Origin of the sequence: Rhodococcus sp. W8901 (assembly GCF_013348805.1) — a bacterium.
Taxonomy (GTDB): Bacteria; Actinomycetota; Actinomycetes; order Mycobacteriales; family Mycobacteriaceae; genus Prescottella.
On the sequence record NZ_CP054690.1, the window covers coordinates 2,905,598 to 2,928,665 of the forward strand.

Annotated in this window: 25 protein-coding genes; 10 read left to right on the top strand and 15 right to left on the bottom strand. The window is 69.8% G+C overall.

Annotation, left to right across the window (positions count from 1 at the left end):
* The first annotated feature begins 68 nt into the window (after positions 1–68).
* Positions 69–470: a hypothetical protein gene (locus HUN07_RS13635; protein ID WP_174910267.1), complete on the top strand. Its 402-nt coding sequence runs from the start codon at positions 69–71 to the stop codon at positions 468–470.
* A gap of 25 nt (positions 471–495) precedes the next feature.
* Here HUN07_RS13635 and HUN07_RS13640 read toward each other — a convergent pair whose 3' ends face one another.
* From HUN07_RS13640 to HUN07_RS13655, 4 genes are read right to left on the bottom strand one after another with little or no spacing between them, the layout of a single operon-like run.
* A complete protein-coding gene (locus HUN07_RS13640; RefSeq protein ID WP_174910269.1) occupies positions 496–1,491 on the bottom strand; it encodes an AurF N-oxygenase family protein in 996 nt (331 codons plus the stop codon).
* Positions 1,488–2,384 carry a prephenate dehydrogenase/arogenate dehydrogenase family protein gene (locus HUN07_RS13645; RefSeq protein WP_174910271.1) on the bottom strand — a complete coding sequence of 299 codons (897 nt, stop codon included), beginning with the start codon at positions 2,382–2,384 and terminating at the stop codon, positions 1,488–1,490. The genes HUN07_RS13640 and HUN07_RS13645 overlap by 4 nt, the downstream gene beginning before the upstream one ends.
* Complete coding sequence (pabB, locus tag HUN07_RS13650; protein WP_174910273.1) at positions 2,381–4,522, bottom strand: aminodeoxychorismate synthase component I; 2,142 nt, start codon at positions 4,520–4,522, stop codon at positions 2,381–2,383. Before pabB ends, HUN07_RS13645 begins: the two co-directional genes overlap by 4 nt.
* A gap of 7 nt (positions 4,523–4,529) precedes the next feature.
* Positions 4,530–4,853: a chorismate mutase family protein gene (locus HUN07_RS13655; protein WP_254622496.1), complete on the bottom strand. Its 324-nt coding sequence runs from the start codon at positions 4,851–4,853 to the stop codon at positions 4,530–4,532.
* 474 nt (positions 4,854–5,327) lie between these two features.
* Here HUN07_RS13655 and HUN07_RS13660 point away from each other — a divergent pair, with 474 nt between their 5' ends.
* Positions 5,328–6,599, top strand: coding sequence for a lipase family protein (locus HUN07_RS13660; protein ID WP_254622497.1), 1,272 nt, complete (start codon positions 5,328–5,330; stop codon positions 6,597–6,599).
* A 123-nt stretch (positions 6,600–6,722) separates the two neighbouring features.
* Here the strand turns inward: HUN07_RS13660 and HUN07_RS13665 are convergent, their stop codons facing one another.
* On the bottom strand, positions 6,723–7,061 hold the full coding sequence (locus tag HUN07_RS13665; protein WP_114722367.1) for an RNA polymerase-binding protein RbpA: 339 nt from the start codon (positions 7,059–7,061) through the stop codon (positions 6,723–6,725).
* Positions 7,062–7,245: 184 nt separating this feature from the next.
* Here HUN07_RS13665 and HUN07_RS13670 point away from each other — a divergent pair, with 184 nt between their 5' ends.
* Positions 7,246–7,578: a hypothetical protein gene (locus tag HUN07_RS13670; protein WP_114722368.1), complete on the top strand. Its 333-nt coding sequence runs from the start codon at positions 7,246–7,248 to the stop codon at positions 7,576–7,578.
* Here HUN07_RS13670 and HUN07_RS13675 read toward each other — a convergent pair.
* Genes HUN07_RS13675 through HUN07_RS13695 form a run of 6 tightly spaced genes read right to left on the bottom strand, consistent with a single transcriptional unit; the run spans position 7,520 to position 12,508 of the window.
* Positions 7,520–8,011, bottom strand: coding sequence for a hydrogenase maturation protease (locus HUN07_RS13675; protein WP_174910277.1), 492 nt, complete (start codon positions 8,009–8,011; stop codon positions 7,520–7,522). The two genes, HUN07_RS13670 and HUN07_RS13675, sit on opposite strands and share 59 nt — an antisense overlap.
* Positions 8,008–9,339, bottom strand: coding sequence for a Ni/Fe hydrogenase subunit alpha (locus tag HUN07_RS13680; RefSeq protein ID WP_174910279.1), 1,332 nt, complete (start codon positions 9,337–9,339; stop codon positions 8,008–8,010). The genes HUN07_RS13675 and HUN07_RS13680 overlap by 4 nt, the downstream gene beginning before the upstream one ends.
* Entirely contained in the window at positions 9,329–10,114 is a 786-nt protein-coding gene (locus HUN07_RS13685; protein ID WP_174910281.1) for an oxidoreductase, read from the bottom strand. The genes HUN07_RS13680 and HUN07_RS13685 overlap by 11 nt, the downstream gene beginning before the upstream one ends.
* On the bottom strand, positions 10,114–10,938 hold the full coding sequence (locus tag HUN07_RS13690) for an FAD/NAD(P)-binding protein (protein ID WP_441346766.1): 825 nt from the start codon (positions 10,936–10,938) through the stop codon (positions 10,114–10,116). Before HUN07_RS13690 ends, HUN07_RS13685 begins: the two co-directional genes overlap by 1 nt.
* Positions 10,935–11,405 carry a Crp/Fnr family transcriptional regulator gene (locus tag HUN07_RS26625; RefSeq protein WP_254622498.1) on the bottom strand — a complete coding sequence of 157 codons (471 nt, stop codon included), beginning with the start codon at positions 11,403–11,405 and terminating at the stop codon, positions 10,935–10,937. Before HUN07_RS26625 ends, HUN07_RS13690 begins: the two co-directional genes overlap by 4 nt.
* Positions 11,402–12,508, bottom strand: a complete 1,107-nt coding sequence (locus HUN07_RS13695; protein ID WP_174910284.1) for a 4Fe-4S dicluster domain-containing protein — start codon at positions 12,506–12,508, stop codon at positions 11,402–11,404. Before HUN07_RS13695 ends, HUN07_RS26625 begins: the two co-directional genes overlap by 4 nt.
* A gap of 144 nt (positions 12,509–12,652) precedes the next feature.
* On the opposite strand from HUN07_RS13695, the gene HUN07_RS13700 reads away from it, so the two are divergent.
* The 4 genes from HUN07_RS13700 (at position 12,653) to HUN07_RS13715 (ending at position 18,020) form a co-directional block, all read left to right on the top strand.
* Complete coding sequence (locus tag HUN07_RS13700; protein ID WP_174910286.1) at positions 12,653–13,630, top strand: 1-phosphofructokinase family hexose kinase; 978 nt, start codon at positions 12,653–12,655, stop codon at positions 13,628–13,630.
* Positions 13,531–13,797, top strand: a complete 267-nt coding sequence (locus HUN07_RS27590; RefSeq protein WP_397484721.1) for a hypothetical protein — start codon at positions 13,531–13,533, stop codon at positions 13,795–13,797. Before HUN07_RS13700 ends, HUN07_RS27590 begins: the two co-directional genes overlap by 100 nt.
* A 6-nt stretch (positions 13,798–13,803) precedes the next feature.
* Positions 13,804–15,312, top strand: a complete 1,509-nt coding sequence (locus tag HUN07_RS27595) for a bifunctional aminoglycoside phosphotransferase/ATP-binding protein (protein ID WP_174910288.1) — start codon at positions 13,804–13,806, stop codon at positions 15,310–15,312.
* Between the two features lie 77 nt (positions 15,313–15,389).
* Positions 15,390–18,020: a cation-translocating P-type ATPase gene (locus tag HUN07_RS13715; protein WP_174910290.1), complete on the top strand. Its 2,631-nt coding sequence runs from the start codon at positions 15,390–15,392 to the stop codon at positions 18,018–18,020.
* A gap of 70 nt (positions 18,021–18,090) precedes the next feature.
* Here HUN07_RS13715 and HUN07_RS13720 read toward each other — a convergent pair whose 3' ends face one another.
* The 3 genes from HUN07_RS13720 to HUN07_RS13730 form a co-directional block, all read right to left on the bottom strand.
* Positions 18,091–18,414, bottom strand: a complete 324-nt coding sequence (locus tag HUN07_RS13720) for a hypothetical protein (protein WP_174910292.1) — start codon at positions 18,412–18,414, stop codon at positions 18,091–18,093.
* A 286-nt stretch (positions 18,415–18,700) separates the two neighbouring features.
* Positions 18,701–19,369 carry a hypothetical protein gene (locus tag HUN07_RS13725; RefSeq protein ID WP_174910294.1) on the bottom strand — a complete coding sequence of 223 codons (669 nt, stop codon included), beginning with the start codon at positions 19,367–19,369 and terminating at the stop codon, positions 18,701–18,703.
* A 187-nt stretch (positions 19,370–19,556) separates the two neighbouring features.
* Positions 19,557–20,189, bottom strand: coding sequence for a response regulator (locus tag HUN07_RS13730; RefSeq protein ID WP_174910296.1), 633 nt, complete (start codon positions 20,187–20,189; stop codon positions 19,557–19,559).
* Between the two features lie 169 nt (positions 20,190–20,358).
* Here HUN07_RS13730 and HUN07_RS13735 point away from each other — a divergent pair, with 169 nt between their 5' ends.
* Genes HUN07_RS13735 through HUN07_RS13745 form a run of 3 tightly spaced genes read left to right on the top strand, consistent with a single transcriptional unit; the run spans position 20,359 to position 21,990 of the window.
* Positions 20,359–21,249, top strand: a complete 891-nt coding sequence (locus HUN07_RS13735; RefSeq protein WP_254622499.1) for a universal stress protein — start codon at positions 20,359–20,361, stop codon at positions 21,247–21,249.
* Between the two features lie 25 nt (positions 21,250–21,274).
* Entirely contained in the window at positions 21,275–21,451 is a 177-nt protein-coding gene (locus HUN07_RS13740; protein ID WP_174910300.1) for a hypothetical protein, read from the top strand.
* Complete coding sequence (locus HUN07_RS13745) at positions 21,439–21,990, top strand: flavodoxin domain-containing protein (RefSeq protein WP_174910302.1); 552 nt, start codon at positions 21,439–21,441, stop codon at positions 21,988–21,990. The genes HUN07_RS13740 and HUN07_RS13745 overlap by 13 nt, the downstream gene beginning before the upstream one ends.
* Before the next feature lie 22 nt (positions 21,991–22,012).
* Here the strand turns inward: HUN07_RS13745 and HUN07_RS13750 are convergent, their stop codons facing one another.
* Complete coding sequence (locus tag HUN07_RS13750) at positions 22,013–22,996, bottom strand: Acg family FMN-binding oxidoreductase (protein ID WP_254622500.1); 984 nt, start codon at positions 22,994–22,996, stop codon at positions 22,013–22,015.
* Between the last annotated feature and the right edge of the window lie 72 nt (positions 22,997–23,068).

Below are 23,068 nucleotides of genomic sequence, written 5' to 3' on the forward strand. Positions count from 1 at the left end.
AGGAGGCGTACGGGGACTAGCGTCGAACCCACTGGACCGCCTTCCGTCCACACAGTTTGGAGAGCGCCATGAATCTTTCGAACGCCACGAAGGCCACGAAAGCCACCGTCGCATCGGGTCTCGTCCTCGTCGCACTCGGGACGGGAGTCGGCACCGCATACGCGGCACCCGCCGCCGCCCCCGGCGACGTGGCCGTCCCGCTGGCTGTGCCTGTCGTCGACAAGCAGACGGCGCAGGACAACCTTATTCGCGAGATCACGATCGGGTGGGAGACAGGCGGTCCCGCAGGCATGGCGATCGGCGCCGGTGTCGGCCTCGCGATCGGCTGCGTCTCGATCTTCCCGAACTTCGTCGCCGGCTGCATCGTGGGCACGGGGATCGGTGCCGCCGTCGGCGCCTACAACGGCATCACCGGCGCCAATCCGAACGTGCAGCCGGCGTTCTACGAGTGGCTCAACGCGACACCGTGATCGAGCGGACGTCCCCTACGAGTGGTCACCACTCGTAGGGGACGTCGTCGCTCACCCCGAGGTCGTCGCACAGGCGCCGGATCGCGCTGCAGTCCTGCACCAGTTGCTGTCGGTCGGCCTCGTGGGCGGCGTCGGCCACCATCGCCGCCCCGCCCCGCACGTTCTCGCCCTCCATCACCGCGGTCCACGTCGCGAAGTCGTTGGCACGGAACGCCTCGAGCCCGTCGGCCAGCCCGGCCAGCAGCATCCTGCGGTCGTCGCCGTCGAGGCGCTCGAACACGATCTTCAGCAGCTCCCCGGCGATCGACGAGTGGCAGTACTCGTCCCGCCGGTGCAGCACCACCGTCGCCCGGTTGACCGGTTGCACGTTGTCGTCGTCGGTCATCAGCCCCAGATAGGCGCTGATCGAGGTCTCCGCGACGGTGGTGAACGCCAGGCTCACCAGTGCCGACTCGCGGGGAGTGTCCGCCGCCGCGACGGCCGCGTGGTGCCGTCGGACGGTGGGACCGTAGGGCAGTCGGCTCTCGGTCAGGTTCCAGCCGCGCCGCCGCCGGGTCAGCGCGCTCGCGTTGAGGTGCATCAGCGTGTGGTACTGCTCGTCGACCATCGCCTGCAGCGTCGCGACGGTGAGGGTGTCGCCCAGTCCGGTGCCGAACGCGTCCTGCGACAGCAACCGGAACCCGGGATTGACGACGTACTGCTCGACGTCCATCACGTTCTTGTTGTAGGCGATCCACGCCCACGCGAGGATCCGGTTGCGGGTGGGCTCGTCCAGACCGCGGAACCGGTCGTGGTCGTGGAACGGGATCAACGTCTCCGGGTAGTCCGCCTTGGCCGGGTCGAACAGTTCGTCCAGGTCCGGTTCGGGTCGCTTCACCGTCGCCCGACGCGGCCAACTACCGGCCAGACTGTCGATGATCGCGCTCTCGACCGGGTCGGACGGATCGAACGGCGGCAGCGACGGCAGCCGCAGCAACTGCTCGTGCGCGGCGGCCTCCTCGCGGAACGGGTTGTCGGTCACCGCGTCCCCCCGTCCCCGTGCGGCGGTGCGTGCAGGCCCCCGAAGAGGTCGGCGCACAACCGGCGATAATCACCCAGCCGATCCCCGAGAGGCTCGACGGCCTCCGCCATCAGGTCGCCGAAGACACGCTCGTCGCCGTGCGCGACCGCGTCGGACAACCGGGACAGCGAGGCCGCCAGCGCCGACCGGGCCCGGTCCGCGGCCCGGTTGCCCGCCTGGACGTCGTGGTAGACCTCGGGGACGCCGGACCCGACGCGCGCCAGCAACGCCAGCAACGTGGTGTGCGGCGGGGGAGCGAGTGCGGCCGACGTGCCCGGGTCCACACCGAGCTCGGCCAACGCCAGGCCGAACGACAGGACAGTCGCGTGGGTCAGTGCCTGCGTCGCCGCAGCGATCCGGTCGTGCTCGTCGGCCCCGACCCGGACCACGCGAGCACCCCAGCCGACGACCGAGGCGAGGAACCGGTCCACCGCCGGCGCCGACTGGTGGATCACCGCGGCCACCGGCCGCCCCGGCATCCCCAGCGCCGGTGCGAACATCGGATTGATCCCCACCGCCGGTCGACCCGGCGCCCCGTCCCGCAGCGCGCCGTGGATCCCGGTCTTCACCGACAGCGTCTCGACCAGCAGCGCATCGGGTCTCAGGATCCGGTGCAGCGTGGGCACCGCTGCGATCGCGACGGATTCGGGCACCGCCAGCACCACCGTGTCGGCCTCGGCGAGGACCGCGCGCACCCCCGCGTCGGGTGCGACCGCGTCCATCCCGTCGGCCTGGTCGACGACCGTGACGTCGTCCCCGTCGAGGCGCAGCAGTTCCACGAGCATCGAACCGACCGCACCCGCGCCGCCCACCACCGCGAGCCGGGCGGTCACCGGGTCCGCCCGCGCGGTCATCGGTCCCCGCCGCTGGTCCCGGCGTCTCCGGCGTCTCCGGGGTCCGAGGTCACCGACAGGCACCGCCGCATGGTCACGGCCTTGACCATCGTCTCCTCGAGTTCCTCCTCCGGATCGGACAACGCCACGATCGCGCCGCCCACACCGAACGTGACCCGGTCGTCCGTCGCGACCATCGTGCGGATGACGATCGAGAAATCGGCCGTCCCGTTGATCGAGAAGTACCCGATGGCACCGGAATAGACGCCGCGGGGGCCCTCCTCGAGCTTGTCGATGATCTCCATCGTCCGCAGTTTCGGGGCCCCGGTCATCGAGCCGCCCGGGAACGCGGCACGCACACAGTCCACCGTCGACACGTCGTCGCGGAGTGTCCCGCGGACCGTCGAGACCAATTGGTGGACAGGGGCATACGTCTCGACGTCGAACAGTTTCGGGACGTGCACCGATCCTGGAGTGCACACCCGCGACAGGTCGTTGCGGACCAGGTCGACGATCATCAGGTTCTCGGCACGGTCCTTCTCGCTGTCGAGCAGGTCCTTACGCAGGGCCGCGTCGTACTCGGGCCGCGCGTGGCGGGGCCGGGTGCCCTTGATCGGCTTGGATTCGACGACCCGGTCCACCCCGATGCGCAGGAACCTCTCCGGCGACGCGCTGAGCACCGACACCCCCGTGAACTGGAGCAGCGCGCTGTACGGGGTGGGACTGATCTCGCGGAGCGTCTCGTAGCTCTGCAGCGGATCGATCACCCGGTCCACCGTCGCCGCGTTGGTCAGACACACCTCGTACGACTCACCGGACCGGATCTCGTCGAGGCACTGGCCGACCAGCGCCAGGTACTCGTCTCGGGCGTGCCGCAATCGCGGCTGGGTGTCGGCCTCGAGTTTGACGAGCGGATGCGGGGGAGGCGCCTCGACGGCCTCGTCCAGTGCGCGGATCTCGGCCTCGGTGGCCGCGAACCACTCCGCCACTCGCGGATCGTCGGGGTCCTCGCTGAGGGCGAGCAGATAGCAGCGGCCGCCGAGATGGTCGATCACCACCGCGCGGTCGGCGAAGACGAAGGCCGCGTCGGCCGTCGGCGACGTGTGCACCAACTGGCTGCCGGCGTCCGCCTTCAGCTCGTAGCCGAGGTACCCGACGTATCCGAGGCCGAACGCGAACGGCAGGTCCGGGACCGCCGGCACCGCTCGCTCCCGCAACTGCTCGTCGATGTAGTCGAAGAAGCGTTGGTGCACCGATTCGACGGGGCGACCGTCGCGGTGGACACAGACGGTCGTCTCGGCCACTCGATACGTGACGTACTCGGCGAGCGGACCGGAGCAGTCGCCCATGACCGAGAATTTCGACTCCGGCTCGATCGCGGCGCTGCCGTCCAGCCAGAAGCTGTTCGGTCCGTCCGCGAACAATCGGCCGTAGACGTCCTGCGGATCGACAGCGCGATCCACCCGCCGGGTGTGCACGACGTACCTGGGCTTCGCCTCCGCCGGGCCCCCGGACCTTGCACCGGAGTCGGCGCGCGGCGGCGGGGACACGGACACGGTCCGCGTCGACGACCTGCCCGAGTGCGTCGGTGTCAGATCACGGAAGTTGCCCATCAGTTCGCGCCCGTACTGCGTGCAGATCGACTCCGGATGGAACTGCACCCCCCACAGGGGATGTCGGCGGTGCTTCGCCGCCATGATCAGGCCTTCGTCCGTCCAGGCGTGCTGCTCGAGTTCCGGTGGCAGACTCTCCACGATGAGCGAGTGGTAGCGGACGGCCTGGAACGGCGACGGGATGCCGGCGAAGATCCCGGCACCGCTGTGCCGGATCGGCGACAGCCGACCGTGCATCGGGACCGGCGCCAGCCCGACGTTGCTCCCGAACAGGTGGCACAGGCCCTGGTGGCCCAGGCACACCCCGAGCACCGGAATCTCCCGATTCGCGATCGCCCGCGCGCTGACACCGAAGTCCCGCTTGCGGTCCGGGCGTCCCGGACCGGGGGAGATGACGATGTTGTCGAAGGTGCCGATATCCACCGACGCCCAGTCCACATCGTTCTTCACCACACACGGCGGTTCGCCGTTCACCTCCGACAACAGGCTGTAGAGGTTGTAGGTGAACGAGTCGTAGTTGTCGATCAGGAGTGTGCGGGTCGACATGGCGCCATCAGCCCGTAGCACGATTCGTGTCGCCGTTGGACCCGATGACGACGTCCTCGACGCGACACGTCTCGCCGATCATCAATTCGTACAGGCTGCGGAGGAAATCGGGAGACAGCCCGTTCGCGCGAGCGAATTCCTCGGCGCGTGCCTGAACGAGGTTCACGCGACCGGGCTGCATCATCGGGATTCGCTGATGTCGCTTCACCTCCGCTATCCGGACACACACATCGATGCGGGCTCGAATGGCCTCGAGTAGCCGGTCATCGATCGCGTCGAGTTCCGCCCGCAGACGAGCCAACCCCGGCTGCTCGGCCGAGATCGCATCCACGGGGGGTTCTGAGGTGCAGGCCCTCGCGGGGCCGTTGGTGTCGTCCATGCGCCACCTCGCCTTACGTCTGCTGGACCGGCGCGGTAGTTCTGCGAGCCATCGCGTCAGCTGAATCCGCTAGCTGCGTGCGTTCTCTTCATGATGTCACGGGCGACTAGGCGAGGCGAATCCTTGCCGCATTTCGGGTGGAGGTCCCGCGAGCGCCTCGATCGGTTCGGTGACAGTGCGGTCACGACCCGTGTCGATGTGTCCGGATTCGATTGCATCGCACGCGATCGTGCGGTATTCGGCCTCCAATATGTCCGTCGCGCAAAGTCGTTCACCGGATTGGAGGGATTCTCCGAAGGAGTCGCATAAGCTGAGTCGCCGACCGGTCAAAGGTCCACGACTCGCGCGCATTCCGATATTCATCCAAATGCGCAATTCGGTGAAAACACACAATTCCACGGAGAAATCCGAGGACTTCGAGGGGGGATGTCCATGCAGTTCCTGGTGCGAGCGCCGCGACCACGGTGGTCGCGGTTGCTGCCGGACACGAGCCGTGGCGGCGTGGGGGGAGCGCTCGTCACGGCCGCAGTGATCGTGTGCGCGACGGTCCTCGCGCCGTCGGCCGTCTCGGCGTCACCGATCTATCCGGTCGCCGATCCCGATCCGTTCTACAGCCAGCAGGACGCGGCGGCCGGCGCGGCACCCGGAGACGTCCTCGCGACCCGCCGTATGCCGCCGCTGCCGCAGTTCCCGAACACGTCGGTGTGGCAGCTCAAGTTCCGGTCCACGAACTCCGAGAACCACCCGATCGCCGCCGTCACCACGGTTCTCGTGCCCGACAACCGGCAGCAGAACGGCCCGCTGCTGTCGCTCCAGCACATCATCAACGCCCTCGGTGCCACGTGCGCCCCGTCGCGCGCGCTGTACACCAACGACCCGAACCTGATGATTCGCGAGTCCCCGGCCCTGAACGTCGCGCTCGCCCGCGGATGGACCGTGGCCCTGCCCGACCATCTGGGACCCACCAGCGCGTACGGCGCCGCGCGGCTCGGCGGACAGATCACCCTCGACGGCATCCGCGCGGTGCAGCGCGTCCCCGACCTGGGCCTGGCCGCGAGCCCCGTCGCGCTGGCGGGATACTCCGGCGGAGGCATGGCCACCTCGTTCGCGGCGGCCCTCGCCCCGTCCTACGCGCCCGAACTGAACATCGTGGGCGTGGCCTCCGGTGGTGCGCCGATGAACATCGGCAAGATGGCGCAGGCGCTGGGCACCGCGCCCCACCCCGCGTTCGGGCTGGCGCTCGCGGCCGCGATCGGACTCGAACGGGAGTATCCCGACCTGCTGCCCATCAGCGAGCAACTGAACGACAAAGGGATCGCCATGCGCAACGCGCTGGCCAACGCCTGCACCAACGACATCCTCGCCACCGGCGCGGGTCACAGTGCGGCAGAGATTTCCCGCACGACCGACCTGCTCGCCAGTCCGGCCGCGGAGGCGGTGCTCGACGACAACAGCATCGAACGGTATCCGGGCGTGCCGACGGCCCCGCTGTACGAGTGGCACAGCCCCACCGATGCGCTGATCCCCGTGGACTCGATCGTCGCGACCGTGCAGCGCTACTGCCGGGCCGGCGCGACGGTGGAGTCGGAGTTGTTCCCGAGCCCCGACCATCTCACCACCGCGGTTCTCGGGGCGCCGCGCGCCCTGGACTACCTCGACGCCCGGTTCCGCGGGGAGCCTGCGCCCAGCAACTGCTGACCGCCCGTTTCCGTCGGGAAACACGGGGCGCGGTCGTGATCGAGGCCACCCGGCCGGGACAGACAGCGGCGCCGCCACGGAGTTCCGTGGCGGCGCCGAAGCGTTCGTGTGCGAGCGAGCGGGCTATGCGCCGCGCCGCTTCGCCTTGAGCAGGTCCAGACGCTCCTTGAGCAGCTCCTCGAGCTCCTCGACCGAGCGACGCTCCAGCAGCATGTCCCAGTGGGTGCGCGGGGGCTTGACCTTCTTCGCCTCGGGGGCGGTGCCCTCCAGCAGGGTGCCCTCGAGACCGTTCTTGCACAGCCAGGTGCCGGGGATCTCGGCGTCGTCGGCGAACGGGACGTCGAACTCCTCGCCGTTGTCACACCGGTAGCGAGCCATGCGACGGGGCGCCAGGTCGTGGTCGCGGTCGGTCTCGTAGCTCACCGCTCCGAGCCGGCTACCTCGAAGTACGCGATCTGCCATGGGGGTGTCCTCTCCTCGTTCTTCCGCCGCGCCAGTTCGCCGTGGGCGGCGCACCGAGCGTTCACAACCCTCTACAACGTCCCGGAATCCCGGAACGTTCCCGAGACTCACGTGGATGCGGCCGCCCCATGTTACCGGGTACGTCGCCCTGCACGAGGGTCAGCCCGCAGTAAGGTGTGCGTCCATGGCTGCAGCTTCCCGGAGACCCGAATCGTGCGTGTGGTGCGGCCGCGAGGTGGCTCCCGCCGGGATCGGGCGCCGCCGCCGGTACTGCCGTCAGTCGTGCCGCCAGCGCGCCTACGAGCAGCGCATCGCGGTCAAGGGCACATCCATCCCGGTCGACGCCCTGGTGCTGACCGCCGAGGAGTCCTCGGCCCTCTCCGATCGGATGTTCGAGCTGCGGTGCGCGGCGGAGGACGTCGCCACCGCCGTCGCCGAGGACGCCGACCATGCCGAACTCACCGAACTCGCCGACCGGTTGGTCGCGATGGCCCGGGCCGCGGAACGCTTCCGCTGACGAACTCGGCCTCGACCGCGGCGGCCACCCGCGGGACCGCGCGCCGCACCGGTGTCGACAGCCCCACTCCCGACCGGACGTCGGTGCCCTCGACGGTGAACGTCACCAACCGGCGCGGCGCCGTGCCCAATACCCGGGACAGTGCGAGTGCGGCGGCCACGTTCACCCGGTGCCCGCCGACCTCGCCCGCGCCGGCGAAGCCGTCGGTGGCGACTCGCCGCACCCGTCCAGGACGGGGCCGCGCACACTGCAGCAGGTCGACGACGATGGCGATGTCGGTGCCCGACCAGGCGGTGACCAGATCCACGGTATCTGCGGGGATACACACCGGGATCTCCGCAGCCAGGCGACCGCTCAGAGCCCGCACCACCGCCGGACCCACCCCGTCGTCGCGGCGGAACTCGTTGCCGATGCCGATCACCGCGGCCCTCACGACCGGGTCATCCGAAGGTCGAGGAAGTGGGTCGCACACGAGATGCACGGATCGTGATTGCGGATCGTCCGCTCGCACAGACCGGTCAGTGCGTCGTCGTCGAGGTCGAGGTGCTCACCGATCCGCGCGACGAGATCGGCCTCGATCGCATCCTGGTTCTGCGCCGTTGGCGGCACGATGACCGCGTCGTCGATCAGGGCGTCGTCGCCGATGCGGTAACGGTGGTAGAGCAGCCCACGCGGCGCCTCGCTGACGCCGTGGCCCACCCCGGGCCGAGCCTCCATCGCGACCGCGGGCTCGGGCCGCTCGTACTCCTCGATCAGGCGCAGCGCCTCCTCGACGGCGTACAGGACCTCGACCGCGCGAACAACGATGCTGCGGTAGGGGTTTCGACACTCGTCACCGAGCCCGGCCGCGGTCGCCGCCCGCCCGGCCAGGGGAGAGAGGTGGTCGGAGTTGAGGGTGAACCGCGCCAGAGGGCCGGTCAGATACCGCTCGCCGTCGAGCCGCGCGTGCAGGGCCGTCGAAGTCGGCACCTGCCGCTCGACGACGTGCCGATCGAACTCGGCGGCGGGGAACTGTGCCCCACCGCTGGTGCGCACCACACCGTCCTCGATCGCGTACCGGTGTTCGTCGTGGAGTGCCACCAGCACCGGATCCAGTTCGACGTCCGGGAAGTCGAAACCCGCGACCCACTCGACGGTCTCCGCGGCGGCGTCCAGGGCGGCGCGCAGGGTCCCGGTGAGGGTCGCCAGTTCCTCGACGGTCGGTGCGCGATAGAACCCGCCGACGCGCACGTTCACCGGGTGGATGGGTCGCCCGCCGATGGTCTCGAGGATCGCGTTCCCGGCCTTCTTGAGCGCCAGACCGCGCTCGACGGCCGCGCGGTCGATCCGGGCCAGTGCGATCGAATCCGGGACGCCCAGAAAGTCCGGTGCGTGCAGGAAGTAGATGTGCAGCGTGTGGCTGGCGATCCACTCACCGCAGTACAGCAGCCGGCGCAACGCGAGCAGCCGCGGTCCGGGGGTCACCCCGCACGCCTGCTCGAGCGCGTTGCAGGCACTGACTTGGTAGGCGACCGGGCAGATCCCGCAGATGCGGGACGTGATGTCCGGCGGCTCCTGGAAGTCCCGGCCCCGCAGGAACGCCTCGAAGAAGCGCGGCGGCTCGTAGATGTCCAGTCGCGCGTCCTCGACCGTGTCGCCGCGGACCGTCACGTCGAGGCGGCCCTCGCCCTCGACCCGGGCCAGCGCCCGCACCGTCAGCCGGCGCACTGTTGCCGCGTCGCGGCCGGGCGGGTCGGGAGTCCCGGAACCGTCAGTGCCCATACCGGCGGCCCTCGTCGAAGTCGGGGTCCGCGACGTTGAACGTCGAGAACACGCGGCCGATGCCGGCATCGTCCATGCCGCACCGGCGCAGCCAGCCTGCCAGTGACGCGATGTTGGGGTTCGGAGTGGGACCGAAACAGCCGTAGCAGCCCCGGGCGTGCGCGGGACACAGGGCACCGCACCCGGCATGGGTGACCGGCCCCAGGCACGGGGTTCCGTCGGCGACCATGACACACGTCAGGCCGCGACGCTTGCACTCGGTGCACACGCTGGTGTTCGGGACGTTCGGGGTCCGGCCCGCCAGGAACGCGGTGATCACCTCGATCAGTTGTCGCCGGTCGATGGGGCAACCGCGCAGCTCGAAGTCCGCCTGCACATGGGCGGAGATCGGTGTCGACGTCGCGAGCGTTTCGATGTACTCCGGGCTCGCATACACCGCGTCGGCGAACTCGACGACATCCGCGAAGTTGCGCAGCGCCTGCACTCCGCCGGCGGTCGCGCAGGCACCGATCGTGACCAGCCGCTTGGAGTTGTCCCGGATCGCGTGGATGCGGTCCACGTCCGTGGCGGTGGTGACCGAACCCTCCACGAGCGACAGGTCGTACGGACCCTCGATCACCGCGCTGGACATCTCGAGGAAGTGGGCGATCTGCAGTTGCGTGGCGACGCCGAGCAGTTCGTCCTCGCAGTCGAGCAGCGAGAGTTGACAACCGTCGCAGGACGCGAACTTCCACACCGCGAGAGACGGCCGGGTTGCGGGTGTCGGGGCACTCATCACAGCTCCCGGGTATGCATGAGCGGTGCGGCGGATGCGTAGTCGACGACGGGACCGTCGCGGCACAGCAACAGCTCGCCGAGTTGGCAGTGCCCACACACCCCGATGCCGCACTGCATGTTGCGTTCCAGCGAGACCTCGACGGCGTCCGGTGCGACGCCCTTACCCAGGAGGACCCGCACCGAGAACCGCATCATCGCCTCCGGTCCACACAGAATCGCCCGGGTTCGGGCGGGGTCGAGGTCGAGGCGTCCGAGAACTTCGGTGACGAACCCGATCGGCCCCGACCAGCCGGGAGCCGGCCGGTCGACAGTGACGAGGACGTCGATGCCCGCCGCTCGCCAGTCGTCGAGTTCGCCCCGATAGAGGATCTCCTCGGGGCTGCGGGCACCGACGACGACGGTGACCGCGCGGTATGCGGCCCGGTCGGCGCGGACCGCGAGCACGGGCGCCCGGACCGCGGCGAAACCGACCCCGCCGGCGATGATCAGCAGGTCCCGTCCGGTGGCCGCCGCGAGGTTCCAACCGGTGCCGAACGGTCCACGCACCCCGATCATGCGTCCGACGTCCGCGTCGTGCAGAGCCGCGCTGACCGCGCCCACACGCCGGATCGTGTGCACCGAGACCCCGTGTCGTGCGGTCGGATCGCCGCACGACGAGATCGGGATCTCGCCGACTCCCGGCGCACACAGCATCATGAACTGGCCTGGCCGGAAGCCCGGCAGCGGCGCGTGGACCGGGCCCAGTTCCAGTGTCACCGAGTCGTGCGTCTCCACCGTGCGCCGCAGCACCCGGTGCGCGGTCGGCACGACCGTCGCGGTCACGGCCAGCCACCGGGGTTCGCATAGAGATCCAACAGGCGCGCGCGGGTGGCCTGGAGCCGGTCGAGGAGGACGGCGGACAGCGCCTGCGACACCGCATAGCCGAACGCCGGATCGGCCTCGGCCGCGTCGCGCAGGGCCACGGCGTCGACCTCCCACGCCTCGGTGGTGTCGGCCGCGACGGCAGCGAAGTCCCACACCCGCGGGGGCCGCAACCACGACCAGCCCAGCACGTCCCCGGCTGCGAGCGTCTCGATCACGACATCCCCCCGGCCGGGCACCGACGTGCTCAACGACACCCTTCCGCGCCGCAGCAGCCAGCATCGACGGGCCGGCTCGCCTTCCCGGAACACGAACTCGCCGGGCAGCCACAGCGCCGGCGTCGACAGCGCCTCGAGCCGGTCGCGTCCCGCCTCGTCCAGCCCCGGCAACAGCAGTCGCGACGCGGAGGCACCCGCACCGGTCGTCACGGCGACTGCCCGGCTCCGGGCAGCGCACCGGTCAGCCGCGCCGCCTCCTCGGTGATGTCGATGCCGACGGGACACCAGTCGATGCACCGGCCGCAGCCGACGCACCCCGAGCTGCCGAACTGATCGAACCAGGTACCCAGTTTGTGCGTCATCCACTGGCGGTAGCGGCTCTCGCCGCTGGTGCGGACGTTGCCGCCGTGCAGGTGCGAGTAATCGAGTTCGAAGCACGATGACCAGTGCTGCCGGCGCTCGGTGTGGTCGCTGGTGAGTTCGCTGACGTCCTCGGTGGTGGTGCAGAAACACGTCGGGCACACCATGGTGCAGTTCCCGCAGGTCAGGCAGCGGGCCGCGACCTCTTCCCACACCGGTTCGTCGCGCGCGGCGCGCAGCAGCGCGCGCAGATCGACGTCGGGCATCTCCCGGCCCATCGCGCCGGCCGCCGCCGTCACCGCGGCGCGGCAGTCCTCGGTCTCGGCGTCAGCCGCGGCGCGGTGCGGGATCCGGTCGAGCAGGTGCTGCCCGGTCTCGGTGCCGACGTCGACGAGGAACCAGTGCCCGTCGTCGTCCACGTGCTCGGTCAGGGAGAGGTCGTAGTCGGCGGCGACGTCGGGACCGGTGCCCATCGAGGCACAGAAGCACACTCCGCCCGGCTCGGTGCAGTTGACTGCGATCACGATCAGATTCCTCAGCACGCGGGCGGAGTAACTGTCGGATTCCGCTGACAGGACCCGGTGCAGCGTCCGGATCGCGGCGAGGTCGCAGCCGCGGACACCGAGGAACACATATGCCGGCGGCGGGTCCACCGGCGCCGAGAATTCGCCGTCGTCGCACGACCACAGCACCCGGTGCGCGGGATGCAGGTACTGCTTGAACGACATCGGGCCCGACGAGTGCGCAAATACGGCCTGGTCGTCGCGGCGGCGCAACCGATACTCGCCGGGGGCTGTGAACACACCCCACCCGTCGGGCAGTTGTGTGCCCGACTCGAGCTCGGCGAGCACAATCGCGCTGTCGCGGACCGTCGGTCCCACGACTCGGCGACCGTCGCCGCGCAACACTCGGATCAGATCGTCGAGTGCGCGCCGATCGATGACTGCGTTCATGGCACCCCCTCTCGTCCATTGGGACAGCCCACTCGGCCGGAGTAAAGGGCCGTTCGGCCCTGGACCGCATCGGCCGCGCCGATGACGATCGGACTCAGGAGGCGGGGGCGGACCATCGCCCGGGCCAGAGGGAGGCGGCCTGCGATGCCGGCGATCGTCACGCTGACCATGAATCCGGCGCTCGATATCTCGACGAGCGCCGAGGCTGTGGGGCCGACCGACAAGATTCGCTGCGCGGAGCCCCGCTACGACCCCGGTGGTGGAGGGATCAACGTCGCACGGATCGCGCGCGTGTTGGGGGAGTCCGTGGTCGCGGTGTTCCCGGTCGGCTCGGCGACCGGAACGGTCCTGGGCGCGCTGTTGGATCGCGAGGGTGTGTGGAACCGTCGGGTTCCCATCGACGGCGCCACCCGGGAGAGTCTCACTGTCGACGAACTGAGCACCGGGGACCAGTTCCGGTTCGTGCTGCCGGGCCCGCACATGAGCCTGGCCGACCAGGAACGCTGCCTCGCCCTACTCGCGGAGGTGGCCCGGGACGCCCAGCTCGTGGTGGCCAGCGGGAGCCTGCCCCCGGGCGCCCCACCGGACTTCTACGCGCGGGTCGTCGCAATGACACGCAATCTCGGCGCCCGCTGCATCGTGGACACGTCCGGCGAACCGCTCCGCCACATCGACGCCGGCGTGTACCTACTGAAGCCGAGCATCCGCGAGCTCCGGGAGCTGGCCGGTCGCGATCTGGTCGACGAACCCGACCAGGTCCGGGCCGCACGCGAACTCGTGGCAGAGGGTCGATGCGAGGTGGTGGTGGTCTCGCTGGGGGCGCGCGGTGCCATCGCGGTCACCGCCGAATCTGCCGAGCAATTCGCAGCGCTCCCCGTCCGTTTCCGCAGCGGGGTCGGCGCCGGAGACGCGATGGTTGCCGGCATCACCGTCGGCCTCGCCCGGAATTGGTGCCTGCACGACGCCGTCCGCCTCGGCATCGCGGCCGGCGCCGCGATGCTCACCACCGCGGGTACCCGTGTGTGCCGGCGCGAGGAGATCGAGAATCTGTACCGCCGCACCCGAGACGCCACTACCGTGGAAGTCGACAGCGCGGAGACGACCGAAAGGCAGGGGTCATGACCGGTCCCGAACACCATCCGCACGATCCATCCGACCATCCCCACGTCCACGGCGACAATTGCGGTCATGAGAAGGTCCAGCACGGCGACCACGTCGACTACATCCACGACGGGCACCGGCACGCCGAACACGAGGGCCACTACGACGAGCACGGCGAGGTCGGCTGACCGTCGTTGGACACTCGCACCGGAGGTTCCGCGGACGATTCCGCCGAGCAGCCGTTCGCGGCCCTGCACGAGACCCATTCCGGCGTCGTGTTCCTCCTCGGCGATCGCGTCTACAAGGCGAAGAAGCCGATACGCACCGACTTCCTCGACTTCAGCACGCGCGCGGCCCGCGTCGCGGTGTGCGCCCGGGAGGTCGAACTGAACCGTCGTCTCGCGCCCGACGTCTATCTCGGCATGACGGAACTCCGTGACCCGGACGGCCGCGACGGCGAACCCCTCGTCGTGATGACCCGGATGCCCGAGAAGGCGCGGCTGTCGGCCCTGCTGCGTTCGGAGGTGCCGGTCCAGGATCGGGTCGATGAGATCGCCGACCTGATCGCAAGATTCCATCGAAGCGCGCACCGCGGCCCGCACGTCGATCACGAGGGGACCATCGAGGCGGTCCGCCGGCGGTGGCGCAACAACTTTCGCGAGACTCGGACGATGCCGCAGGACGTCGTCTGCGACGACCGCCTGGACGCGCTCGAGCGCACCGTGAACAGGTTCCTCGACGGGCGCGGGCAGTTGTTCGCGGACCGCATCACGCAAGCCCGGATCGTCGACGGCCACGGCGACCTGCTGGCGGACGACATCTTCTGCCTCCGCGACGGTCCACGCGTCCTGGACTGTCTCGAGTTCGACGACCGACTCCGGTACGTCGACGGCCTCGACGACGCCGCCTGCCTCGCGATGGATCTCGAGTTCCAGGGCCGCGCCGACCTGGCGACCCGTTTCCTGGACCGGTACACCGGTCAGGCCGACGACGCTGCGCCCGACGCGCTGCGCCACCACTACATCGCCTACCGCGCCTTCATGCGGGCCAAGGTCGACTGTGTCCGGCACCTGCAGGGCCGGTCCGAGTCCGCGCAGGACGCACTTCGCCACACCGCACTGGCCGCGGAACACCTGCGCCGCGGGGCGGTTCGCCTCGCCCTGGTGGGAGGGCTGCCCGCGTCCGGTAAGTCCACGGTCGCGGCGCGCCTGGCGGAATCGGTGGGCGCGCTGCTGCTGTCGAGCGACGCGATCCGCCGTGACCTGTTCGCCGACGAACGCGGCCGCGACCCGGCCCCCGGATTCCGCGGCGGCCGGTACTCCACCGAATCCACGGACCGGGTATACGCGACGATCCTGGGCCGGGCCCGCGAGGCCCTGGGGCGGGGCATCTCCGTCGTCCTCGACGCGTCGTGGACGGACGCCCGGCTGCGCCGGCGGGCCGAGGCGATGGCGTCGGACGCCGTCGCCGACCTGGTCGCGCTGCGATGCGTCGCCCCGCCGGCGGTCACCGAGTCGCGACTGCGGGCCCGCGCCGCCACCGAACGCGACCACGACTCGGAGGCCACGCCCGACATTGCCCGCGCCATGGCGCAGCGGGCCGACGCCTGGCCCGGGGCGACCGATATCGACACATCCGGGCCGCTGCAGGACTCGCTGCACGCCGCCGTGCGCCACTGGGCCGCGCCGTCCGGCAACCGATGACGAAGGCCCCTAGCTGATCAGACCGGACAGGGGCAGTGTCGAGTCCGGGCGGTCGATCCGGGCGGATGGAGCGGAGTATGGCGCGAGTCTCGACGGACGAGCTGTCCGCCGCCGCAACAATCGGATTGTCCTCCCCGGACGCGGCCGCGTGCCTTCGCGCCGACGGCCCCAACCGTCTGCCGGCCGCCCGTCCCGTGCCGCGGTGGCGGAAACTCGTTGCCGAGCTGACGCACTTCTTCGCGATCATGCTGTGGATCGCCGCCACTCTGGCCGCGATCGCGGGCATGCCACAGTTGGCGATCGCCATCATCGTCGTGATCCTCGTCAACGGGATCTTCGCGTACGTGCAGGAACAGCGGGCGGAGAAGGCCGCCGAACGACTCCGCGACCTCCTTCCGGCCGCGGTCGTCGTGCGACGCGACGGCCAACTGCGCACCATCGACGCGAGCGAGATCGTGGTCGGGGATGCCGTCGCCCTCGCCGGTGGGGACCGGGTTCCCGCCGACGTCCGAGTGCTCGTATCGCACGATCTCGCGGTGGACGAATCCACCCTCACCGGGGAGAGCGAACCCGTCCACAAGTCCGCCGACAGCGAGGCGTGGGCCGGCACCTTCGCTGTCGGCGGCCAGGGTGACGGCGTCGTGACGGCGACCGCGGCCGACACCCGACTCGCCGATATCGCGTCCATGACCGCCGGCGTGCGACGCCCGCCGAGTCCTCTAGCCACTGAGTTGCGACGCGTCGTCCGCACGATCGCGGCGCTGTCGCTCGGGGTCGGCTCCGCATTCTTCGCCCTGTCGCTGACACTCGGCGCGCCCGCGCACAACGGTTTCCTGTTCGCAGTTGGAGTCACCGTCGCTCTGGTCCCCGAGGGCCTGCTACCCACCGTCACGCTCTCGCTCGCGATGGGTGCCCAGCGAATGGTGCACCGGAACGCCCTGGTGCGGCACCTCGAGGCCGTCGAGACCCTCGGCTCCACCACCGTGATCTGCACCGACAAGACCGGCACACTCACCCAGAACCGGATGACGGTCACCGAGGCGTGGACCCCGAACGGATCCCTCACCGTCGCCGGCGTCGGATACGAACCGACCGCCGAGATCACCGGCCCGGCTACGGCACGCGCAGCGGCGGAGCGCCTGGGCCGGACCGCGATCACGGCGTCACAGGGCGGCATCGTCCGCGACACCGACACCCCGACCGGGGATGGCGAATGGGCCGTCGTCGGAGACCCGATGGAGGCGGCTATCGACGCCTTCTCCCGGCGGATCGTCGGCCGTACCGATTCGGTGCGGGCCACGGCCGACCGACGGTACGCGTTCGACCCGGTGCGCCGACGTGAGTCGGTCGTCGTCGGCCGGACCCTGATGCTCAAGGGGGCGCCGGATTCGGTCCTGCCGCGTTGCACCGGACCGGACGACGCAACCGTCGCTGCGGCGCACGAGACCGTCGACGAGATGGCGGCCCGGGGGTTACGGGTCCTGGCCGTCGCGAACCGGGACCTGCCCCCAGGAACGCCCGACGTCGCCGGGGACGCGGTCGACGTCATCGAATGCGACCTGACTCTGCTCGGCCTGTTCGGGATCGAGGATCCGCCCCGGTCGACCGTGCCGAACGCGTTGGCCGACGCCCGTCGCGCGCACATCAAGGTCGTCATGTTGACGGGTGATCACCCCGCGACCGCCGTGGCCGTCGCACGTGAGATCGGACTGGTCGGCGCCGACGCGACGGTGATGGAAGGAGCCGATCTGCCGGCGGACGAGACGACACTCGGTGAAATGCTCGATCACGACGGCGTCGTCGTCAGCCGCGTCTCGCCCGAGCAGAAGCTGCGTGTCGCGAAGGCATTGCAGGCCCGCGGCCAGGTGGTCGCGATGACCGGTGACGGTGTAAACGACGGCCCCGCGCTGCGAGAGGCCGACATCGGGGTGGCGATGGGTGCGGGAGGCACCGACGTCGCACGCGAGGCTGCCGACCTGGTACTTCTCGACGACGACTTCTCCACCATCGTCGCCGCCGTCGAGCAGGGCCGCGCGACGTATGCCAACATTCGCAGGTTCCTCACCTACCACCTGACCGCCAATGTCGCCGAGCTGACGCCGTTCGTGATCTGGGCCCTGTCCGGGGGCCACGTGCCGCTCGCGCTCGGTGTCCTCCAGATCCTGTGCCTGGACATCGGTACCGATCTGCTGCCGGCACTGGCGCTCGGCAGTGAGGCACCCAGCAAGCGGGTGATGACCCAGTCGCCGGAGCGCCGGCACCTGATGGACCGCAAGTTGCTCACTCGCGTGTTCGCGGTGCTCGGACCCGTCGAATCGATCGTGGAGATGCTCGCGTTCATAGTCATGCTGTCGCTGGCGGGCTGGCACCTGGGCGGAGAGCCGCCCGCAGGTACCGTCCTGGTGACCGCGTCCGGCGCGGCGTTCACGGCGGTCGTGTTGGGCCAGATCGCCAATGCGTTTGCCTGCCGCAGCGCGACCCGGCCGGTCTGGCGGCTCGGGTGGACGAGTAATCGGATGCTGTTGTGGGCGGTCGCGGCCGAGTTCGCCATCCTGCTGCTGTTCCTGACGGTCGGGCCGATCGCAAAAGTCCTCGGGCAGTCTCCGCCGTCGATCGCCGGATGGGTCGTGGCGATCGCGGGGATGCCCACGCTGCTCACCGCCGACTACGCCTACAAACGGTTGCGCGGCCGTCACCGACAGGACTAGGGCGTGTCTCCTGGAGTACTGCATCCGGTCGAGTCAGAGGCCCCCGCTGCCGGGGTTGGGCGGCCGCCCCCTACTGGTCGAAGACGAACAGGATGTGGTGGTCATCCAGGTATCGGATGTTGACCTCACATCCCTTCTGCACGTTCGGCGAGTAGAACCCGGGGATGGTCTCCTCACCTTCCAGGTGTTTCGTCTCACCGTTCTCGCGCCAGGAGAGTCGGTATCGGATCGTCACCGCACCACTGTCGTTTGTGCTGATATGGCGGACGTCTTCCACCAGGACCCGGATGTCGCGCCCTTTTGATCGAATTCGGTGGTCACCGATGAAGAGGTACGCGATGTAGCCAATGCTGCCGGCGATGAGGACGACGGAGATGATGATGGCGAACGTCATGGCCACTTCCTCGTGCGGATGTCGTCGTTCTTCTGGTCCCTTACCACGCCCGGAATGTCTCCCGGAAGTCCTGTCCGGCGCGGCTCATGAGCCGGTTGTCGAAGAACGATCCGTCGGTGAACGACACTCGGTCCACAGGCACCCCGCCCTGGCACCCCCGTAATCCGTCGGGGAAGGGAACCGGCGGTTCGATCGACGACCACTGGTCATCGGTAGGGTAGTCGGCGCGCGACACAACGAGCAGTGTCGCCGATCCAGCCGCCGCTATCCACGAGACACGCACTAGCTAGCTGGCGGAGACCAACTGCGGTAGCAACGCGACCCGCCCTGCGATGTCGCGGGGCAGATAGCTCTCCCGGCTGCGGGTCCAGTCTTGTCCGGAAAACGGGTCGTAGGTCGCGGGCATCGCTATACCGGCTGGGCCGTAAGCGTGGAACCCCGCCGCGACAGTCGTGTAGACCGAACGCCACTGGTGGTCGCTGAACGCGATGACGCCGACAACATCATCGCCAGCGCGTGGGCCGCGCAACGAAGCGACCTTCTTCGCGACTCCGTCGGTCGACAGATAGACGAGCGTGCCGTCGGGTGCCTGATCCGGGCCGATTTCAATGACGTCGGTCAATCCATACTTGCCGTGCAGGACCGATGCGATTTCGGTCTGCGCGTAGATCGGTACCGTCCGAGTTCCGCGAGTCGCGACGACGGCGTCCGCCAGCGCCTCGTTGACCGGCCCCGGCTGACCCACCGTCCGCGTCGGATCCACGCCGGCAGGGATCCGGTTGCCGAAACTGTAGGCCACCAGGATTGTGAAGTCGGTAGCTGGCCGGGTCGGCACGGTCCAGAGATCTTGTGGGGATGCTTGCCGCGGTGCCGCGGCCACCGGCTGCGCGATCGCGAATGCCGCGATCACGCACAGCGCGAGTGCGCCTGGATAGGTAAAACGCCTGCGTCGCATAGATTCGCGCATCTCTGTCGCCTTCTCTCGTCCTCGATGGGCAGCCGAACGATGCCATCACTCGGCGACGAATCGGTGAACGCAAGGCATCCGTGTCGCGAGCCGTTGGAGGTGCGAACGGTTATCCTCCGTCAACCCATGGGTTGACCGGGCGCGATCGATCAGAAGACACGCTGTAGGCGGCACGTCAGTCGATACCGTCGGTCACCTGCAACTTCGTCGCCAGGACCGCGGCCTGGGTACGGCGCTCCACCCCGAGCTTCGCCAGCAGCCGCGACACGTAGTTCTTCACCGTTTTCTCCGCAAGGAACATCCGTGCCGCGATCTGCCGGTTGGTCAGTCCTTCACCGAGCAACACCAGCAGTCGCCGCTCCTGCTCGGTCAGATCGCTCGGCAGACCATCCCCGCGCACCTTCGCCGGCGTGGGCCGCCCCACACGGCTGTCGAGGAGGGTGCGACCGGCCCCAACCTCCCGCACGGCCTCCACCAGCTGCATTCCCCGAATATCCTTGACCACATAGCCTTTCGCGCCGGCAGCGGTGGCCTCCCGCATCGCGCGCTCGTCCCGGAACGAGGTGACCACCAAGCAGCGGAGCTCCGGCAGACGCGTGCGGAGTTGGCGACACACATCGATACCGCTCCCGTCGGGCAACCGGACGTCGAGGAGTACGACGTCCGGCCGCAGCGCCGGAATCCGCGCCAGCGCCTGCGAGCGGTTCTCCGCCTGCCCGATCACCTCCATCTCGGAGTCCGCGTCGATGAGTTCGGCCAGGCCACGCCGCACGACCTCGTGGTCGTCCACCAGAAAGACGGTCAACATCCGAGCACCTCCAGGTGCATTCGATCCGATCCTACGACCTGCGGACTCCTACGACCTGCGGACTCGGCCCAGCCAGGACCGGGTCGCGGACACCGGGACTTCCGGCCCTACCCGCGTGCGACTGACACCGAAACGATGGGGGGACGCGAACGTGTTTGGAGGAGCGACCGTGGACGGTGCCCAGTCCGAATCGCCGATCGTCGTGGGAGTCGACGGATCCGCGACGTCGTATGCCGCGGTGAGCTGGGCTGCGCGGGAGGCCCGGTACCACCGTCGCAGATTGCACATCGTGACCGCGCTGGGTGCGCCCACCCCGTACGGCGACGGAATCCGCTTGCCGCCGAGCTACTTCACGGACCGCGACCGCGCCGTGCACGCGCACCTCACGGAGGCCACCGCGATCGCCCGCACCGCACTGACCGACCCGGACGCCACCGAAGTCACGACCGAGGTTCTCGAGGGCTCGGCGCGGCCGGTCCTGATCGAGGTCTCGAAGTCGGCACGGATGATGGTCCTCGGCAGCCGCGGGCTCACCCGACTCACCGCGGTGCTCGCCGGTTCGGTGACCACCGCCCTCGCCACCCACGCGCACTGCCCGGTTGTCGTGATCCGGGGACAGGCAGGTCAGACTTCGGGAACCGGAGCCGTCGTCGTGGGTATCGACGGCTCCGAGAACAGTCGATCGGCCCTGGTCGTGGCGTTCGAGGAGGCGGCGCTGCGCGGCAGCGACATCGTTGCGATCCACACCTGGTCGCCGTTCGCGCTGTCCACAGCATTCGACGACCAACTCGACCTGCCGTGGGACCAGGTGGAGGTCGCCGAGCGGGCGGTCCTGTCCGAGAGCCTCGCCGGCTCGCAGGAGCGCTACCCCGAGACCGCCGTGTCACCGACGGTGGTGCGGGGGCAGGCTGCGGACGAGCTGCGTGAGCAGTCCGCGGACATGGAACTGCTCGTGGTCGGCAGCCACGGGCGCGGCGGCTTCGCGGGCATGCTGCTCGGTTCCACCAGCACGACGCTCCTGCACACGGCGACATGCCCGCTGATGATCGTTCGAACATGACCGGCCACCGACCGGAGGGAACGCTGTGGGCAGGCTCGACGCGCAGATCTACCTGATGGCCGGTTCCGCCGTGGATGTCGGCGATGCGATCGCGCGGGCGTTCGAACGGCGCCGACCGTGCGTCGTCAGCGGGCCGAGCGGCCCGGACCCCCACCCCGACCGCCTTCCGGCAGACGAGGACGGCGAACAATGCCGACCCTGATCGCATACGCGTCGGCTCACGGGTCGACCGCGGGGATCGCCCGCAGCCTCGGCCGGCGGCTGACCCACCGCGGCCTGGACGTAGAGGTCCGCGACTGCGCCGAGATACCTGCCGGCACGCGACCGAGCACCCTGGTCATCGGCAGTGCGGTACACGAGAGCGAATGGCTACCGACGGCGGCGCGGTTCGTGGACCATCTCGCCGAGGGCGCCGAGGAACTCCCCGTCTGGGCGTTCTCGGTCGGGATGGTCGGCGACGAGGGAAGTGCGCTCGCCCGCCCCGTCACGGCGCTGCTCCGACGGATGCTGCGCACCCGCGAGCCGACCGCGGTCCAGCAGCTACGGGCCCGGACCCGCCTCCGCGGGCACCACCGCTTCAGCGGCCGCTTCTGCGCCACGGACGCGGCCGACACCGGTCGGGCCGGGCGAATGGTCTTCCGCGCCATGGGCGGCCACTACGGCGACTACCGGGAATGGAGCGCAGTCGAGGCATGGGCCGACGACATCGCAGTCGAGGTCGATCGACAGGCCCACTCCTGACCGCCGCGTACGCTCTCGATCCTCACGCCCGCCACACCTCGTCGACCGGACGGCGACCCGTCATCGGCGGCGCATCACCACCGGGCCGGGCGCCGATACGGACCACGATCTGAGGGAACGGGAATCGCTCACCCGCGTCGGCACCCGCATCACCGACCAGCGCCCGGCTCGCCGACACCTCGGTGAGATGCGTCAGCGGGCACGTGGCCAGGCCTCGCGACGTGGCCGTGAGCAGGACGTGCGACAGCGCCTCACCGCTGCGCAGCCAGTCCAGTCGGGTGTCGGCCTCGGTGCTGATCACGGCCAGCGCGGCCCGGTCCGGGCCCGATTCCGGGGACGCGAGCGTACCCACCGGGAATTCGCGACCGACCGGGACGGCGCCCTCGGCCGGCAGCGCCGCGCCGGGAATACCCTGGTCGGGCAGCCGATGACCCGCCCACCAATACAGTTCGGCGTGGTAGGCCGGATCGTAGCGGCGGATCGAGGCGCTGTTCCGCGCCGCCTCCGCCATCCGAGACGGGCCGTCCTCGCCGAGCATCGTCAAGGACGCCCCGAACCGGGGGACCAGATCCTCGTCCACGCCGACGAGATCCGCGGGGCGCGGGGCGGCGAACGGACGGCGATCGGTGCGCCGGTGGGCGATCGCGGTGCGCAACGCATCCGACCGGTTCTCGGTGTCCGCGGCCCGCGACCGGGGCAAGGGCTCGAACGCCACCGTCGCCAGGTGCATCGGGTTCCGCGAGTCGGGGAGTCGCTCGACCGCCGCGCCCCACCCGTACCGGGAGATCACGACCGCGAAATGGTGCAGCACGGCACCGCAACTGATCACCATCTGCCGGCCGATCGGATCGGCGACAGGAGCCGAACGGGAGCCGTCGGCGTGCAACTGGAGTCGGCCGCCGGACATGGTCCACCGCCACGGCTGACTGTTGTGCAACGACGGCGCCCGGCAGGCCGTCTCGACTGCCTCTCGAATGGACTGGAGTGCCACACCGGCTGCCATCATCAACCGAGTCTCGTCGCGGCGCCACGGACCGGGGAAGGGCCCAAGGGCCCTTTCCGCACCGACCGCGCACCG

Excerpts from the sequence above, each read along its gene's own strand:
- HUN07_RS13700 (WP_174910286.1), top strand. The coding sequence starts at position 12,653 with ATGCCGGCGATCGTCACGCTGACCATGAATCCGGCGCTCGATATCTCG.
- HUN07_RS13720 (WP_174910292.1), bottom strand. The coding sequence starts at position 18,414 with ATGACGTTCGCCATCATCATCTCCGTCGTCCTCATCGCCGGCAGCATT.
- HUN07_RS13695 (WP_174910284.1), bottom strand. The coding sequence starts at position 12,508 with ATGAACGCAGTCATCGATCGGCGCGCACTCGACGATCTGATCCGAGTG.
- HUN07_RS13745 (WP_174910302.1), top strand. The coding sequence starts at position 21,439 with ATGCCGACCCTGATCGCATACGCGTCGGCTCACGGGTCGACCGCGGGG.
- HUN07_RS13725 (WP_174910294.1), bottom strand. The coding sequence starts at position 19,369 with ATGCGACGCAGGCGTTTTACCTATCCAGGCGCACTCGCGCTGTGCGTG.
- HUN07_RS13685 (WP_174910281.1), bottom strand. The coding sequence starts at position 10,114 with ATGAGTGCCCCGACACCCGCAACCCGGCCGTCTCTCGCGGTGTGGAAG.
- HUN07_RS13665 (WP_114722367.1), bottom strand. The coding sequence starts at position 7,061 with ATGGCAGATCGCGTACTTCGAGGTAGCCGGCTCGGAGCGGTGAGCTAC.
- HUN07_RS13680 (WP_174910279.1), bottom strand. The coding sequence starts at position 9,339 with ATGGGCACTGACGGTTCCGGGACTCCCGACCCGCCCGGCCGCGACGCG.
- HUN07_RS13715 (WP_174910290.1), top strand. The coding sequence starts at position 15,390 with ATGGCGCGAGTCTCGACGGACGAGCTGTCCGCCGCCGCAACAATCGGA.
- HUN07_RS13730 (WP_174910296.1), bottom strand. The coding sequence starts at position 20,189 with ATGTTGACCGTCTTTCTGGTGGACGACCACGAGGTCGTGCGGCGTGGC.
- HUN07_RS13635 (WP_174910267.1), top strand. The coding sequence starts at position 69 with ATGAATCTTTCGAACGCCACGAAGGCCACGAAAGCCACCGTCGCATCG.
- HUN07_RS13670 (WP_114722368.1), top strand. The coding sequence starts at position 7,246 with ATGGCTGCAGCTTCCCGGAGACCCGAATCGTGCGTGTGGTGCGGCCGC.
- pabB (WP_174910273.1), bottom strand. The coding sequence starts at position 4,522 with ATGTCGACCCGCACACTCCTGATCGACAACTACGACTCGTTCACCTAC.
- HUN07_RS13750 (WP_254622500.1), bottom strand. The coding sequence starts at position 22,996 with ATGATGGCAGCCGGTGTGGCACTCCAGTCCATTCGAGAGGCAGTCGAG.
- HUN07_RS13660 (WP_254622497.1), top strand. The coding sequence starts at position 5,328 with ATGTCCATGCAGTTCCTGGTGCGAGCGCCGCGACCACGGTGGTCGCGG.
- HUN07_RS13645 (WP_174910271.1), bottom strand. The coding sequence starts at position 2,384 with ATGACCGCGCGGGCGGACCCGGTGACCGCCCGGCTCGCGGTGGTGGGC.